The sequence below is a fragment of the Aeromicrobium sp. P2_G6 genome, from assembly GCF_056403535.1.
In genome coordinates this window covers 125,590-139,239 of record NZ_JBFUFH010000002.1, presented here as the reverse complement: position 1 = coordinate 139,239, position 13,650 = coordinate 125,590, and the positions used below count along the sequence as shown (strand labels likewise).

Here is a 13,650-nt window from a genome sequence, read left to right as displayed (position 1 = left end):
ATGCCCCCCATCGTCCACGGCTTCGACTGGCCTGACCGGTTCGTGATCGGGACGGTCGGGCAACCCGGCGCTCGTACGTTCTACATGCAGGCCCGCGCCGGCAACCGGATCGTCAGCGTCGCACTCGAGAAGGACCAGTCCGCTGCGCTCGCCGAGAGGGTCGAGGAGGTCCTCGACGAGCTCATGGCGACGGACGGCAACCCGTACAGCGTGCCGGCGCTGACTCCTGAGGGACTCGTGGACAACGATCCGCTGGAGCTGCCCATCGACGAGCAGTTCCGCGCCGGCGTGATGAGCCTCGGCTGGGACCCGACGACGGCCCAGATCGTCATCGAGGCGTTCCCCATCATCGAGGTCGACGTCGACGAGCTCGACGACATCGAGGTCATCGAGGTCGAGCCGGAGGAGGCGCTGCTGATTCGCATCCCGGTCGGCACGGCCCGCGCCTTCGCCAAGCGCACCCGCGAGGTCGTCGGGGCCGGTCGCCCGATCTGCCCGTTGTGCCGCCTCCCGATGGACTCCGACGACCACATCTGCGAGCTGCCCGAAGGGTTCCGGTGACGTTCACCGCCGATCTCGTCGAGGGTGACCTCGAGGTGACGAGTCGGATCATGCCGGCGTCGAATGCGACGTTCCTCGGTCAGATCGGCGACGTGAAGGTCGTCTACAAGCCGATCGCCGGCGAGCGACCGCTGTGGGACTTCCCGGACGGCAACCTGGCCCATCGCGAGGTCGCGGCCTATGCCGTGTCCGAGGCGTTCGGGTGGAACATCGCCCCGTCCACCTGGCTGCGCGACGGTCCGCTGGGTCCCGGGATGGCTCAGCTGTGGCAGGAGACCGATCCGGCGCAGCAGGCCGTCACGCTGGTGGCGACCGACGGGATGCCCGACGAAGGCTGGTGCCACGTCTTCGACGGCCTCGACGAGCGCGACCGCCCGGTGTCGCTGATTCACGAGGACTCAGCTGCGCTGCGCCGCATGGCGGTGTTCGACATCGTCGTCAACAACGCCGACCGCAAGGGTGGCCATGTTCTCGAGATGGCGGACGGACACCGTCACGGCGTGGATCACGGGCTCACGTTCCACACCGACCACAAGCTGCGCACCGTCCTGTGGGGGTGGCTGGGCCGCGAGCTCTGGACCGACGAGCTCGAAGGCGTCGAGCGTGTCCGATCAGCGCTGGCCGCCGATCTCGGTGTCACGCTCGCCGCCCTGCTGACCGAGGCCGAGATCGCCGTGCTCGCGACCCGGTGCGAGCGCCTGCTGCGTCAGGCTCATTTCCCGGCGCCGCGCGGCGACATGCCGGCGATCCCCTGGCCGCCGTTCTGAGCGTCAGTACCAGCTGGTCATTTGTGACCACGTGTATCTGATCCTCATGGGCTCTGGGATCGAGGTCTTGCCCGAGGCAGGATCGACAGCGTGTCTTTTTCTCGGGTGGGTATCAAGGGTTTTTCGACGTCACGGCGCGCATCAGCGGCACATCGCGGGAGCGCGCCGCGCCGGCATCGAGGTCGTCCGGGCGGACTGAGGACGCGGCGCGTTCTCGTGACGCTCACGACCGTCGTCGGCCTGGGGATGGGCGGCACCGCCGCCTACGCTGCTTTCAGCCCCGACAGCGTGCCTGCGGCTGAGTCCCAGAGCAGGATCCTGGTCCGCGGCGGCGTGGTCCGGCTCGGCACGACCGTCCAGCTCCACACCAACTCCACGCACGCCGCCGTCGGCATCACCGGGATCACCTTGGTGAACAAGTGCGACCTGCGGATCAACTTCGACCGCAACGCCGGCGAGCAGGTCATCTCCGCCCAGGCGGACGAGGACGAGCGGGTTTCCCAGCTGCAGGTGCAGGCCGGCATCTCCGGAGGCACCGGCTATGCCAACGTCCTCCTGTATCGCAATGGGCAGCACATCTGCGCCAACAACAGCATCTTCGGCACCACGTCGAACCTGTGGATCCACATGACCTACCTGACCGCCGCCCCGGCACCATCGACGGCATCGGCGCCCACCAAGGAGCCGACCACGTCGGCACCGACCTCCAAGAGCCTGTCCACCGAGACCCAGGAGCCGGCCCCTACTGAGACGACTCAGGAGCCGGCGCCCAAGAAGGCGGAGCCGTCGGTCCCGACCCCCTCAGCGGAGTGATCCAGAACGCGACCCGTCGTCCGCGGTGACCCATTCCGCGACGGCCGTCGTCGTGCTAATCTTCGATAATAAGCAGGAAACCTGATGATTAGCACAGGTCTCCCCCGCCGATCGGAGACACATGTCCATCCTGGCCCGACCTGCGGTGGCCGCGTTCGCTGCCAAGACCCTCCAACGCGTCGTCGCCCTGGCCGCGCGATCAGGGAAAGGCGCCTCCCCGTACGAGCGCCTCGCGGAGTTCGCCGGGAACAGTCACGAGATCACGATCCCGACGTCGGTCGCGCCGGCTCGCGCCGTCGTCTACCTCCCCGCCACTGGCGGCCCTGCACCCGCGGTCCACGTGAACTTCCACGGCGGCGGCTACGTCATCCCGATCATCGACCTGGATGACCCGCTGTGCCGGTTCGTCGCGGCAGAGGCCGGCGTCGTGGTGATCAACGTCGACTACGTCGTCGCCCCGCAGCACCCGTTCCCGGCCCCGACCCGGCAGGCGTACGAGGTCGTCCAGTGGGTCGCGGCCAACGGTGCCGAGCACGGCTGGGACGGCAGCCGGCTCACGGTCGGCGGACAGAGCGCCGGCGCCGGGCTGGCCGCCGCGGTGGCGCGCCAGGCGTTCGAGCAGGACGGTCCCGCACCCGCCTTGCAGGTGCTCCACTACCCGCCGCTCGACCTGGCGACCAGCGCCAAGGACAAGCACGCTGCGACTCCCAAGCCGAAGCTGCGTCCCTGGATGGCTGAGGTCTTCGACGGCTCGTACGTGCCCGATCCCCAGGACCGTCTCGATCCGTTGGTCTCCCCTGCCAACCCGGCCGACACGGCCGATCTCCACGGCATCGCGCCGGCCCTGGTCATCACGGCGGCACTGGACCTCCTGCGTGCGGAGGGCGTGGCGTACGCCGACCGCCTCCGCGAGGCGGGCGCCCTCGTCGAGCATCACGACGTGGCCGACGCCGATCACGGGTACGACGCCGAGGACGACGACAAGGCTCGCCAGGTCTACGCCCTGATCGCACGCCATGTGCAACGGGCCACGACCCTCACCGCACCCGAGACGACCTGAGCCCGCGCATCCCCGGTCAAGCGCCTCTGATCAGCCAGAATGGGCGCATGGCCGGAAACCCCACGCTCCTCTACCTCGTGAAGCAGCTCGAGCTGTCCGTGCGAGCCCGCCTCGACGAGCTGATGCGACCCGTCGGCCTGACCGCCCTGCAGTACACCGCGATGACCGTGCTCGAACGCCACGGCGACATCAGCTCGGCGCAGCTGGCCCGCAACTCGTTCGTGACCGCCCAGACGATGGCCGACATGGTCCTGATCCTGGAGGATCGCGGCCTGATCGAGCGCCATCGCGACCCGGACGACAAGCGTCGTCTGCTCATCGCGCTGACGCCCGAGGGCCGGGCGATCCTGGAGGAGCGTCGCCCGCACGTCGCGGCCATCGAGAAGCAGATGACCGGTGCCCTCAGCACCTCGGACACGGCCCTGCTCCGGCGCTTCCTGGCGGAGTGCCGGACGAGCCTGGAGACCTGAGAGAGCATGGATTTTCATCAGGTTTCCTGTTAAATTGTCTGGATGCTCGCTACGGAGTGGTCACACGTCAACGGCCCCTGCTGGGCGTGGGTCCAGAGTGACGGCGGCTGGGGGCTGAGCAACGCGGGGCTGATCGTCGGCGACCGCGAGGCGCTTCTCGTCGACACTCTCTTCGACCTGCCGTCGACCACCGAGATGCTCCACGCCTTGCCGCAGGCATCGCACGGCATCCCCGTCACCCGCCTCGTCAACACACATGGCAACGGCGACCACTGGTTCGGCAATCAACTGGTGCGCGACGTCGAGATCATCGCGGCGGCAGGCTCGGTCGACGACATGATGCTCGTCGGGCCAGACCGGGTCGCCGGACTGCTCCACCTGCCCGATCCCACCGGCGGGTACGTCCGATCGATCTTCGGCCGGTTCGACTTCAGCGGGATCACGCCGACCTACCCCAGCAGCACGTTCACCGGACGTCGGGAGCTGCTCGTGGGCGGGTGGGACGTCGAGCTGATCGACGTGGGCCCTGCCCACACCCTCGGCGACACCTTGGTGCACGTGCCAGCGGCCCGTACGGTCTTCACCGGCGACATCGTCTTCGCGGGCGGCACCCCACTGATCTGGGCTGGGCCGGCTCAGCGCTGGCTCGACGCGTGCCGCACGATCATCGACCTGGGCGTCGAGCACGTCGTGCCGGGGCACGGACCCGTCGGCACGATCGCCGCAGTGCGCGCCATGATCGACTACGTCGAGCACATTCACGAGGGTGCGATCGCATGCCATCTGCGCGGCATGGACAGCAACGAGGCGGCCCAGTCGATCGACCTCGGGCCATTCGCGGGCTGGCCGGAAAGTGAACGTCTCGCGGTCAACGTCAAGACGATCTACCGCGAGCTCGACGGCGGGACTCCGGGCACCGGGCCCGAGCTGTTCGGCTGCATGGCGAACCTGCACGATCACCTGGTGTCCCGATGAAGTGGGTCCGCTACGAGAACGCCGGCCACGTCGGGCTCGGCGTGACAGACGGAGCCGACATCTGGCCCACTCCCGAGATCCGCACGGTGCTCGACGATGGACTCGACGAGGCCGGACGGGCTGCACTCGACCGAGACATTCGTGTGCCTGTCCACCGCGTGCGTCTCCTGCCACCCGTGGAGCCGGCATCCATACGTGACTTCATGGTGTTCGAGCAGCACGTCCTGGGGGTCTCGATGCTCGCGAACCCAGGGCCCGTCGTGCCCGACGTCTGGTACCGCCAACCGCTGTTCTACTTCACCAACCCCGCAGCAGTCGTCGGGGCCAACGACGACGTGCCGATCCCGCCGGGAAGTCGGGCGTTCGACTTCGAGCTCGAGGTCGCCGCGATCATCGGCCGGGGTGGGCGCGACCTCACGGTTGCCGAAGCACAGGACTCGATCCTCGGCTACACGATCGTCAACGACTGGTCCGCCCGCGACCTGCAGTTCGAGGAGATGCAGGGGCCATTGGGCCCGTGCAAGGGAAAGGACGGGTCGTTGACCCTCGGTCCCTGGCTCGTGACCGCCGACGAGCTCGAGCCCCACGCAAAGGGCTTGGGCTTCGACCTCGCGATGGAGGTGTGGATCGGGGACGAGCTCATCGGTCGCGACCGGCTCAGCTCGATGTCATGGAGCTTCGCCGAGATGATCAGCTATGCCTCGCGGGGCGCCGATGTGCGCCCGGGCGACGTGTTCGGCTCAGGGACCTGCGGCAACGGCTGCCTCGCCGAGGGGTGGGGGCGCCACGGTCGCGACAGCCACCGGCCCTTGCAGGCAGACGACGTCGTGCGCATGCGGGTCGAGGGGATCGGCGAGATCGCCAACCAGGTCGTTGCCGGCCCGGACGTGCGCGAGCCGCTGACCCCGCGCACCCCCGACCCCCAGAGCTGAGACCCCTCAGGGCAGGGTGAGGGTCAGCGCCGGCGCTCGTCCGTCAGGGCCCGACACGACCCGGGACACACAGATGCAGACTGCGTCGTCGCGCTCCTTCTGCCGCTCGCTCAGGAACACGTCGCGGTGGTCGATGAGCCCGTCCACCGCGCCGATGTCGACCCGGCACAGGCCGCACTCCCCTTTGCGGCAGTCGTACATCATGTCGGCGCCGGCGGCGGTCAACGCCTCGAGCATCGTGGAGCCGGAGCCGACGGTCGTCTCGACTCCCAGCTGTGGCACCCGTACGACGAACTCCTCGGCGTCGAACCAGCCGCTGCTGCCGAACGTCTCGAAGCGCAGGTTGGCCGGCGGCAGCGCCTCGCGCGCCCAGGCCCGGCGCACGCCGTCCATCAGCCTGATCGGGCCGCATACGTACATCTCCGTCCCGGGTGCCCGCGGATCGACGCCGACACCCGCAACCAGCTCAGCGACGTCGAGCGAGGAACCCTCGTCATCGACGTACACCTCGAGCCGTTCTCCGTGCAGCTCCGCGAGCGACGACAGATAGGCCATCTGCTCGCGGCTGCGCCCGACGTACACGAGCGAGTAGTCAGCCTTCAGCTCGCGCAGCACCCGAGCCATTGCGACGAGCGCCGTGATGCCGACTCCCCCGGCCACCAGCACGTACCGCGTGGCACCGACCCGCAGCGGGAAGTTCTGCAGTGGCTGCGTCGTCATTAACTGGTCGCCGACCTGCAGGCCGTGCATGAACACCGAGCCACCGCGCGACTCCGGCACCCGCAGCACGCTGATCGTCAGCCGTCGGCCGTCGTCGTCGGACTCCACCACGGAGTACGACCGCAGGTCCTCGCGGCCATCAAGCCGCACGCGCACGTCGAGATGCGTACCGGGCCGGGCCCGACCGGGAGCGGCTCCCGGCCGTTCGATCGTGATGCGGCGGATGTCCCGCGCGACCGGCACCGACTCGACGACGTGGCCGAGGCGCCACTCGGCCCGGTTGTCGACGCTCATCGCGCCGGTGACGCGGTCGGCACCTCGGCGCCAGTGCGTCCCTCCGCCTGCAGCATGCGATCGAGGATCCGGCGCACCCACATGCCGCCGGCGTCGATGTTGAGGCTGTAGAACGCGTGCTCGGGGTTGGCGTCGATCGCCTCCTGCTGCGCCTTGAGCATCGCCTCGTCCTCGGCGAACACGCCCTTGACGCCGTTGCGCAGCTGCGTGGTGATGAGCTGGCTGTCGAGCCGGTAGTTGCGCATGAACGCCCAGAAGTAGTGCGAGCTTCGATCGGTCCTCGGGGTGATGGTGTTCATGACATACCCGTTGACGCCCTGGCTGCGGTCCCCCTCCGGCGCTCCGGTGCCGGCCTTCGCGACGCCGACGTCGATGCAGATCGTCGACGGCGCGTAGTAGTGGATGATCTGCCAGCGGTCGACATGCCCCTCGAAGTCGGGGAAGCGGTCGCGGATGTTCTCGAGCCAGAACGGCGGCGGTGCGACGTCGTGCATCCAGCGCGAGACTGTGACACTGCCGTCGTCCTCGAGGCGGGTGTGGAACTCCGACTCGCTGAGCTCGGCCTGGCCGATGCTGGAGCCGTGCACGAACTCCTCGTGGGTCAGGTCCATCAGGTTGTCGAGGATCAGCTGGTAGTTGCACGGGGCGTCGATCGTGAGGCCGTCGCCGGCCCATTCGGGCGAGTCCATCTGGTGCATGTCGGGGATCAGGTCCGGGTCGGCGAGCGTCATGTCGCCGGGCCAGACCCAGATGTAGCGGTAGCGCTCGACCGCCGGGTATGACGGCACCATCGCGCTGGGGTTGATGGTCTCCTGAGCCGGCATCGCGGTGCATCGTCCGGCCGAGTTGTACGTCAGCCCGTGATAGGGGCACTGCACCTCGTCCGAGCCGATCAGCTTGCCCATCGAGAGCGGGGCGAGGCGGTGCCAGCAGGCGTCGGCGAGCGCGACCGGGCGACCGTCGCCGGTGCGGTAGATCGCCATCGGGATGCCGGCGATGGTGCGCGCCAGCAGGCCCTTGTTGCTGACCTCGTGGTCCCACGCGACGGCGTACCACGCGTTGAGCGGGTGCGGGAAGATCTTGGCGGTGACGGCGTCCTGATCGACGAGCGACATGTCCGTTCCTGTCTGCGATGCGAGGTCGTGCGATGACCTCTCGAGCATCCGTCCGGTGACCTTTCCGGCGCGACGGCGTTTTCAGCCAATGAAAGTCAGAGCGCTCCGAGCGCTCGGGAGATCTGTCGAGCCGCCGTGCGTACGACCGGCGCCAACGCATGCGGACGCGCATCGGCCGCCGACGTCACCAGGGACACCGCCGCCACGACCTTGCCCTGAGGTCCATGGACCGGAGCGGCGACGGACAGCGCGTCGTCGGTGACCATGCGGTCGCTCACGGCGTAGCCGCGGTGCCGCACCTCCGCGAGCTCTCGTCGCAGTCGTCCGCTGTCGATGATCGTGAACGAGGTGTACGCCGGCAGCGGCCCGGCGATGACCGCCTCCTGGACCTCGGCCGGTGCGTGCGCCAGCAGTGCCAGCCCGACCCCGGTCGCGTGCAGCGAGAAGCGACCGCCGACCCGCGTCAGCACCGGCACTGCGCCCCGCCCGGCGATGCGCTCGACGAACACGAGCTCGAGCCCTTCGCGCACGGCAAGCTGCACGTTCTGGCGGGTCACGACATAGAGGTCTTCGAGGAACGGCAGCGCGTGCTCGCGAAGACCCAGGCCCCGGGGCGCCAGGGTGCCGACCTCCCAGAGCCGCAGCCCGATCCGGTAGCGGCTCGACTCCGTACGCTCGAGCGCTCCCCACTCGACGAGCTCCGCCGCGCGCCGATGCAGCGTCGGCAGGGTCAGCCCGGTTCGGGCGGCGAGCTCGCTGAGCGTGAGCTCGGGCTGCTCGGGACTGAACGCATCGAGGATCGCGAGGACCTTCGAGGTGACCGACGTCGTCGTCTCGGTCATGCGCCGGCCCGGACCTCGTGCGGCAACGCCTTGCGGCTGCGCACCAGGAGCTCGCGCAACATCATCCGCTCCGCCTGCGTGAAGTCCGCGAACATCGTGTCCTCGATCTCGCGCACCAGGAACGACAGCTCCTCGACGAGCCGATTCCCCTCCGTCGTCAAGGTCAGCCGATGGTTGCGGCGATCGGCAGGATCCTGCGAGCGGGTGATGAACCGCAGCGACTCCAGCGACGTCACGACGGCCGCCATGCTCTGCGGCCGGACGAAGGACCGCCGGGCAAGGTCCGCAGCCGTCATGCCCGGATGGCGGGCGAGGACGCTCATCGCGACGAACTTCGGCATCGTCAGACCCAGCTCGGCCGCCGCGGCGTCGACGCGGCCCCGAACGGCCAGCTCGACCTGCTTGAGCAGATAGAGCAGTGACGTCTCGACCGGCTCCTCGGTCACAACCTGTGTGCTCATGTGCGGATCACAGCCAGGCGCCCGCGTATGCCGTGCAGCACCGAGATCAGCCCGCGTGGCATCCACAGCAGCGCCAGGATGAGCAGCACGGCGTACGCCGCGTACTGCAGGATCGGGCCGGCCGTCGCCGGCAAGCCGGGCTGCGTGCTGATGCGGTTGAGGACCTCGATCACGACCGACATCGCGATGGCGCCGGCCACCCCGCCCCACAGCGCGCCGAGACCTCCGACGACGGCCATGATGACGTACTCGAACGAGCGCGAGGCGGGAAACGAGTCCGGGCTGATGAACGGCGTGTAGAACGCCGAGAGCGCCCCGGCGAGGCCCGCGAACGCGGCCGAGATGGCGAACACCGTGAGCTTGGCCCTGAACACCGCGACACCGGCCGAGGCCGCCGCGGTCTCACTGCCGGCCAGTGCCTGGATGCCCCGGCCGAACCGGCTGCTGATCAGGTTGCGGCTGATGACCAGCACCAGCGCGAGACAACCGAGCGCCACGTACGCGTAGTCCCTCGGCTCGGTGAGCTCGAACGTGCCGACGGCGAGCGGAGGGATGCCGCTGATGCCGAAGGCACCCCCGAGGTAGTCGAACGTGCTCATCGCCGCGACGACCATGAGCAGGAGCGCCAGGGTGCCGAACGCCAGGTAGTGCCCTCGCAGGCGCAGCAGTGGGATGCCCACGACGGCGGCGAACGCCGAGGCCAGGACCGGCGCCAGGACCAACGCCGCCAGGGGTGGCAGCGCCCAGGTGGTCGTGCCGACGCCCACCGTGAGGGCGCCGACCGCGAAGAAGGCGCCTTGGCCGAGGGACGCCTGGCCGGCGTATCCCATCAGCAGCGACAGCCCGGTGACGACGATCGCGGCGAGCACCATCTGCATGAAGAAGGTGACGTCGGCCATGAGCATCGGCATCGCGAGCGCGACGGCGGCGAGCACCGCGATCGTGGCGTGGGTGAGCCAGGTCGTACGACGACTGGTGACGAGCGTGGCGCTCATTTGGCCTCCTCAGTGACGAACGTGCTGCTGCGGACGACCATGATCGCGAGCATCATCAACAGCGCGACCTCGGTCTGGTAGGAACCGTCGAGATAGCCCGCGACGAGCTGCCCCGTGACCCCCAGGACCACGCCGCCCAGGAGCGTACGGCCGGGACTGGTCAGCCCGCCGAACACCGCGGCGGCAAAGCCACTCAGCGCGAACGGCAGGTCGGAGCTGAACGACAGCGCCACCGACGGCGAGATCAGGGCGCCGGCGAGTCCGCCGAGGGCACCTCCCACGGCGAAGGCCATGAAGCCCATCCGCCGCACGTTGATGCCGACGAGCGCCGCGGCGCGGGGGTTGGACGCGCACGCCGTCAGGCCCTTGCCGACATACGTGCGACTGAAGAACAGCGACAGGGCGACGAAGGTCACGAGCGTCGCGACGACGACCAACAGGCGCTGGCGCTGGATGTCAGCGCCGAGGATCGACACCGAGCCACTCAGTCCCGGCGGTGAGACCGGGTCCTGCCCCCACGCGGTGATGAACACCGCGGCGCAGAAGATCGACACCCCGAGGGTCACGATGAGCGCGATCAACGGATCGGTGCCGGGCTTGCCGATCGCGATGACCCCGACGAGGAGTCCGATCAGCCCACACGCCGCGATGGTGACCAGCTGGGCCAGTCCCTGCGGCAGGACGCCGTTGAGCAGCGAGTAGGAGATGAAGCCTCCGAACACCGCGAACGTGCCCTGGGCGAAGTTGACGACGCGGGTCACCCGGTGGATGACGACGAAGCCGCTGCCGACCAGCGCAAACGTGCATCCGAGGGCGATCCCCGAGACGAGGTAGGTGATGAGGTCGCTCATGACTGCATGTCCTTCCCGACGTCGAGACCACCGAAGTAGGCGGCTCGCACCGCGGGGCTGTCGGCCAGCTCCTCGGTCGTTCCCGAAACCGTGATCCGGCCGGCTTCCAGCACGTACGCGCGTGAGCACAGCTCGAGCGCGAGCCCGACCTCCTGCTCGATCAGGACCACGGTCGTGCCGTGCTCCCGGTTGATGGTTCGCAGGTGTTCCGCGAGGTCGGCGACGATCAGCGGCGCCAGGCCGAGGGACAGCTCGTCGATGACCAGGATCTGCGGATCGGCCATCAGTGCGCGGCCCACGGCGACCATCTGCTGCTGGCCTCCCGAGAGCGTGCCGGCTTTGCGGTCGGCGAAGTCGCGCAGCGCCGGCAGCAGGTCGAAGATCCGCGACGGGTCCCGGTCGCCCGAACGCCACGCGCCGAGGACGAGGTTGTCGATGACACTCATGTCGGCGAACATCTGCCGACCCTCGGGCACCTGGGCAACTCGGCCGCCCGTCACGATCGACCCGGACTCGATCGGCACCAGTCCGGAGATGGCATTGACCAGGGTCGACTTGCCGGCCCCGTTGGGCCCGATCAGTGCGACCATCTCGCCGGCCTCAGCACGGAGGCTCACGCCGTCCAGCGCGGTGGCCGATCCATAACGGACGACGACGTCGTCAACGGTGAGCATGAGTGGCACCCGCTCCCAGATAGGCGTCGATGACGCGTTGATCGGCCCGGATCTCGTCCGGCTTGCCCTCGGCGATGACCGTGCCGAGATCCAGGACCGTGATCGAGTCGGCGAGTCGCATGACCAGGGCCACGTCGTGCTCGACGAGCAGGATCGTGGTCCCGATGTCCTTGAGCTGCTCGACGAGCACCGCGAAGTCCTCGCGTTCGTCGGCGCGCAGGCCTGATGCGGGCTCGTCCAGCAGCAGGACGGTCGGTTGCGCCGCGAGTGAGCGGGCGACCTGCATGCGTCGCTGCTGCCCGAGCGGGAGGTCGATGGCCGGCCGGTCGGCCCAGTCGGCCAGTCCCACCCGCTCGAGCGCGTCGTGGGCAGCGGTCACGATCTCCCGCTCCTCGGCTCGTTGCGCGGGCAGGCGCAGCGCCGCCGAGAAGATCCCGGCCCGCGTACGGGCGTGTGCCCCCACCATGACGTTCTCGAGGACCGTCATGGCGGGGAACACGCGCGCACCCTGGAACACGATCGACACGCCACGGCGGGCTCGCACGTGCGGCGCCAGCCGGTCGATGCGCTGGCCGTCGAGGGTGATGGATCCGGAGTCGAGCCGGAGGTGTCCGCTGACCAGGTTGAACAGCGTCGACTTGCCGGCGCCGTTCGGACCGATGATGCCCCGCAGCTCGCCACGCGCGACGTCGAGATCGACGTCGTGCGCGGCAACCACCCCACCGAAGGACTTCGTGGCTGCACGGACCTGCAGGAGCATGGTCATTTCGGCAGCTCGGTCTCGAACTGCTTGCGGCTGAAGTCCGTCGCGGTGAACGCGCCGTCCTTGACCTCGACGATGGCCACGGCGGTCTTGTCGAGCCCGCTGTGATCGGTCTTGGTGTAGTGGAACCGGCCGGTCGGCGTCAGCACGTCAAGGCCTTCAAGGGCATTGCGGATGGCCTCGCGGTCGGACGACCCGGCCTTCTCGATGGCAGCCTTCGCCAGCTGGATGCCGGTGACGCCGTCGAACGCGAACTGGGGCGGGAAGATGCCCTTGTTGGCCGCCATCCACGGGTTGGCGAACGCGTCGATGAGCGACTTGAGCGCCCCGTCCGGGAGATCCTTGCCGGGCACCGCGATGCTGCTGGCCATGATCATGCCCTCAGCCGCATCGCCCGCAGGCTCGGTGAAGAGGTTGGAGGCATTCGCGCCGGTGCCGATCATCTTGACGCCGGAGCCCTGGAGCTGCTTCGCGAGGATCACCGGGGCAGGCCCGGCGGCCCAGACGAGGAACGCGTCTGCGCCCGCCTTCTTGGCCTTGGTGACCAGCGGGGTGAAGTCGGTCGCGGCCAGATCCAGCGGCTCGTCCATCACGACGTCGATTCCCGCTGCCTTGGCCGCCGCCTTGGTCCCGTCGTTGCCCTTCTGGCCGTAGGGGTCCTTGCCGCTGTACGCGATCGAGAGGGTCTTGACGCCCTGGTCGACGAAGTAGTCGACGAGCTGCTCGGCGTACGCCTTGGGGCTGGCCGGGATCGTGAATGCGTAGGGGTTGCTGCCGTCGACGAACGCGGCCACCGGGCCGAGCGTGAGGGTCGGCACCTTGCGACTCTGGGCCGTCGGGCCGATCGCGGTCGAGGCGCTGACGTTGGCCGACGAGAGGATCAGGCTGATGTCCTTGTTGACGGCCATCTTCCCGTACTCCGTAACCGACTGGGGCACGTCGGACTTGTCGTCGACGACGATGAGCTTGACCTTGCGACCGTCGATGCCGCCGGCCTTGTTGATCGCGGCGACCTCTTGCACCGCCGCGGCCTTGTCACCGTTGCCGAGCGGCGCGAACGGGCCGGTCAGTGGCGCGACCATACCGATCGTGATCGGTCCGCTGTCATCGCTTGCGGAACTCCCCCCGGAACCGCAGGCGGCCAGCCCGAGCGCAGCGGCAAGGCCCAGGGCCATCAGTCGTGTGGATCTCATCTGTACTCCTCGGTGAGAGGGTGCCCGCGCTGTCCGAGCTAGCGTCGGCTCCCAGAGTTTTCATTCAGGTTTCCTGATGATCAGGCAACCTGACAGTGGAGTATGAGCCACATCACAAGGACTGTCAAGACCCTCGAATCCGCGCCCAAACTCCCCGACATGAG

Annotated in this window: 16 protein-coding genes; 7 read left to right on the top strand and 9 right to left on the bottom strand. The window is 68.7% G+C overall.

Going from position 1 to position 13,650, the window contains the following annotated elements:
• The 7 genes from AC1DVU_RS07075 to AC1DVU_RS07045 all read left to right on the top strand — a co-directional run bounded on the left by AC1DVU_RS07075 (position 1) and on the right by AC1DVU_RS07045 (position 5,578).
• Positions 1–561, top strand: coding sequence for a DUF3090 domain-containing protein (locus AC1DVU_RS07075; RefSeq protein ID WP_476921729.1), 561 nt, complete (start codon positions 1–3; stop codon positions 559–561).
• On the top strand, positions 558–1,328 hold the full coding sequence (locus AC1DVU_RS07070) for an SCO1664 family protein (RefSeq protein ID WP_476921728.1): 771 nt from the start codon (positions 558–560) through the stop codon (positions 1,326–1,328). The genes AC1DVU_RS07075 and AC1DVU_RS07070 overlap by 4 nt, the downstream gene beginning before the upstream one ends.
• Positions 1,329–1,544: 216 nt before the next feature.
• Positions 1,545–2,141: a hypothetical protein gene (locus tag AC1DVU_RS07065; protein WP_476921727.1), complete on the top strand. Its 597-nt coding sequence runs from the start codon at positions 1,545–1,547 to the stop codon at positions 2,139–2,141.
• Between the two features lie 121 nt (positions 2,142–2,262).
• Positions 2,263–3,201: an alpha/beta hydrolase fold domain-containing protein gene (locus tag AC1DVU_RS07060; RefSeq protein ID WP_476921726.1), complete on the top strand. Its 939-nt coding sequence runs from the start codon at positions 2,263–2,265 to the stop codon at positions 3,199–3,201.
• Positions 3,202–3,248: 47 nt separating this feature from the next.
• Positions 3,249–3,671, top strand: a complete 423-nt coding sequence (locus tag AC1DVU_RS07055) for a MarR family winged helix-turn-helix transcriptional regulator (protein WP_476921725.1) — start codon at positions 3,249–3,251, stop codon at positions 3,669–3,671.
• 42 nt (positions 3,672–3,713) lie between these two features.
• On the top strand, positions 3,714–4,646 hold the full coding sequence (locus AC1DVU_RS07050; protein ID WP_476921724.1) for an MBL fold metallo-hydrolase: 933 nt from the start codon (positions 3,714–3,716) through the stop codon (positions 4,644–4,646).
• Positions 4,643–5,578 (top strand): fumarylacetoacetate hydrolase family protein, encoded by a 936-nt coding sequence (locus AC1DVU_RS07045; protein ID WP_476921723.1) that lies wholly within the window; start codon positions 4,643–4,645, stop codon positions 5,576–5,578. Before AC1DVU_RS07050 ends, AC1DVU_RS07045 begins: the two co-directional genes overlap by 4 nt.
• A gap of 6 nt (positions 5,579–5,584) precedes the next feature.
• Here the strand turns inward: AC1DVU_RS07045 and AC1DVU_RS07040 are convergent, their stop codons facing one another.
• From AC1DVU_RS07040 to AC1DVU_RS07000, 9 genes are all read right to left on the bottom strand, one after another.
• Complete coding sequence (locus AC1DVU_RS07040; RefSeq protein WP_476921722.1) at positions 5,585–6,592, bottom strand: PDR/VanB family oxidoreductase; 1,008 nt, start codon at positions 6,590–6,592, stop codon at positions 5,585–5,587.
• A complete protein-coding gene (locus tag AC1DVU_RS07035; RefSeq protein WP_476921721.1) occupies positions 6,589–7,707 on the bottom strand; it encodes an aromatic ring-hydroxylating dioxygenase subunit alpha in 1,119 nt (372 codons plus the stop codon). The genes AC1DVU_RS07040 and AC1DVU_RS07035 overlap by 4 nt, the downstream gene beginning before the upstream one ends.
• 95 nt (positions 7,708–7,802) lie before the next feature.
• Positions 7,803–8,549, bottom strand: a complete 747-nt coding sequence (locus tag AC1DVU_RS07030; RefSeq protein ID WP_476921720.1) for an IclR family transcriptional regulator — start codon at positions 8,547–8,549, stop codon at positions 7,803–7,805.
• Positions 8,546–9,010, bottom strand: a complete 465-nt coding sequence (locus AC1DVU_RS07025; RefSeq protein ID WP_476921719.1) for a MarR family winged helix-turn-helix transcriptional regulator — start codon at positions 9,008–9,010, stop codon at positions 8,546–8,548. The genes AC1DVU_RS07030 and AC1DVU_RS07025 overlap by 4 nt, the downstream gene beginning before the upstream one ends.
• Positions 9,007–10,005: a branched-chain amino acid ABC transporter permease gene (locus AC1DVU_RS07020; protein WP_476921718.1), complete on the bottom strand. Its 999-nt coding sequence runs from the start codon at positions 10,003–10,005 to the stop codon at positions 9,007–9,009. Before AC1DVU_RS07020 ends, AC1DVU_RS07025 begins: the two co-directional genes overlap by 4 nt.
• Positions 10,002–10,856: a branched-chain amino acid ABC transporter permease gene (locus AC1DVU_RS07015; protein WP_476921717.1), complete on the bottom strand. Its 855-nt coding sequence runs from the start codon at positions 10,854–10,856 to the stop codon at positions 10,002–10,004. Before AC1DVU_RS07015 ends, AC1DVU_RS07020 begins: the two co-directional genes overlap by 4 nt.
• Positions 10,853–11,530, bottom strand: coding sequence for an ABC transporter ATP-binding protein (locus AC1DVU_RS07010; RefSeq protein ID WP_476921716.1), 678 nt, complete (start codon positions 11,528–11,530; stop codon positions 10,853–10,855). The genes AC1DVU_RS07015 and AC1DVU_RS07010 overlap by 4 nt, the downstream gene beginning before the upstream one ends.
• Positions 11,517–12,296, bottom strand: coding sequence for an ABC transporter ATP-binding protein (locus tag AC1DVU_RS07005; RefSeq protein ID WP_476921715.1), 780 nt, complete (start codon positions 12,294–12,296; stop codon positions 11,517–11,519). The genes AC1DVU_RS07010 and AC1DVU_RS07005 overlap by 14 nt, the downstream gene beginning before the upstream one ends.
• A complete protein-coding gene (locus AC1DVU_RS07000; protein WP_476921714.1) occupies positions 12,293–13,486 on the bottom strand; it encodes an ABC transporter substrate-binding protein in 1,194 nt (397 codons plus the stop codon). Before AC1DVU_RS07000 ends, AC1DVU_RS07005 begins: the two co-directional genes overlap by 4 nt.
• Between the last annotated feature and the right edge of the window lie 164 nt (positions 13,487–13,650).

Bases quoted from the DNA above. Each gene is read 5' to 3' on its own strand.
- AC1DVU_RS07050 (WP_476921724.1), top strand. From the start codon at position 3,714: ATGCTCGCTACGGAGTGGTCACACGTCAACGGCCCCTGCTGGGCGTGG.
- AC1DVU_RS07005 (WP_476921715.1), bottom strand. From the start codon at position 12,296: ATGACCATGCTCCTGCAGGTCCGTGCAGCCACGAAGTCCTTCGGTGGG.
- AC1DVU_RS07025 (WP_476921719.1), bottom strand. From the start codon at position 9,010: ATGAGCACACAGGTTGTGACCGAGGAGCCGGTCGAGACGTCACTGCTC.
- AC1DVU_RS07075 (WP_476921729.1), top strand. From the start codon at position 1: ATGCCCCCCATCGTCCACGGCTTCGACTGGCCTGACCGGTTCGTGATC.
- AC1DVU_RS07015 (WP_476921717.1), bottom strand. From the start codon at position 10,856: ATGAGCGACCTCATCACCTACCTCGTCTCGGGGATCGCCCTCGGATGC.
- AC1DVU_RS07010 (WP_476921716.1), bottom strand. From the start codon at position 11,530: ATGCTCACCGTTGACGACGTCGTCGTCCGTTATGGATCGGCCACCGCG.
- AC1DVU_RS07000 (WP_476921714.1), bottom strand. From the start codon at position 13,486: ATGAGATCCACACGACTGATGGCCCTGGGCCTTGCCGCTGCGCTCGGG.
- AC1DVU_RS07040 (WP_476921722.1), bottom strand. From the start codon at position 6,592: ATGAGCGTCGACAACCGGGCCGAGTGGCGCCTCGGCCACGTCGTCGAG.
- AC1DVU_RS07035 (WP_476921721.1), bottom strand. From the start codon at position 7,707: ATGTCGCTCGTCGATCAGGACGCCGTCACCGCCAAGATCTTCCCGCAC.
- AC1DVU_RS07030 (WP_476921720.1), bottom strand. From the start codon at position 8,549: ATGACCGAGACGACGACGTCGGTCACCTCGAAGGTCCTCGCGATCCTC.
- AC1DVU_RS07060 (WP_476921726.1), top strand. From the start codon at position 2,263: ATGTCCATCCTGGCCCGACCTGCGGTGGCCGCGTTCGCTGCCAAGACC.
- AC1DVU_RS07020 (WP_476921718.1), bottom strand. From the start codon at position 10,005: ATGAGCGCCACGCTCGTCACCAGTCGTCGTACGACCTGGCTCACCCAC.
- AC1DVU_RS07045 (WP_476921723.1), top strand. From the start codon at position 4,643: ATGAAGTGGGTCCGCTACGAGAACGCCGGCCACGTCGGGCTCGGCGTG.
- AC1DVU_RS07055 (WP_476921725.1), top strand. From the start codon at position 3,249: ATGGCCGGAAACCCCACGCTCCTCTACCTCGTGAAGCAGCTCGAGCTG.